Annotated in this window: 2 protein-coding genes; both read right to left on the bottom strand. The window is 60.2% G+C overall.

The window, feature by feature from the left end; all coding sequences use genetic code 11:
- The coding region (locus tag MTX36_RS29485) for an ATP/GTP-binding protein (protein ID WP_243623205.1) at positions 1-324 on the bottom strand (324 nt) is incomplete at its 3' end.
- The coding region (locus tag MTX36_RS29490) for a DUF742 domain-containing protein (protein ID WP_243623206.1) at positions 305-488 on the bottom strand (184 nt) is incomplete at its 5' end. The genes MTX36_RS29485 and MTX36_RS29490, both read right to left, overlap by 20 nt.

Here is a 488-nt window from a genome sequence, read left to right on the forward strand (position 1 = left end):
GACTGCCCCGATAGCGCCGGTGATGAGGTCGTCCCACATGAACCAGAAGCGCCGCTGACCCGGTGTTCCGAACAGATAGAGAACCAGGTCGTCGGCCAGCGTGATGCGACCGAAATCCATTGCCACCGTTGTGGTGTCCTTGTTCGGAGTAGCACCGAGGTGATCGATACCGTCACTGGCATCGGTGACCATGGCTTCGGTTCGCAGAGGGACGATCTCGGAGACCGTTCCCACCAGAGTTGTCTTTCCGACGCCGAATCCTCCGGCGATCACGATTTTTGTCGATTTGACGCGAGACGGTGCGTCAGAGTGCCCGAAGTCCACTGAGGGTCCTTTCGATCAATTCGCGGCGCTCGACGCTGGTCGCATCGCTTCGCAGAGTGGCTTGTACTTCCAACGCCCCGGCGACGACGAGATCCGCCACCAGAACCCGTGCAACCCCGATCGGAACAGCAAGGTGCGCAGCGATTTCCGCGATGGAGATTCGC

The organism is Rhodococcus sp. ARC_M6 (assembly GCF_022810305.1).
Lineage (GTDB): Bacteria > Actinomycetota > Actinomycetes > Mycobacteriales > Mycobacteriaceae > Rhodococcus_F.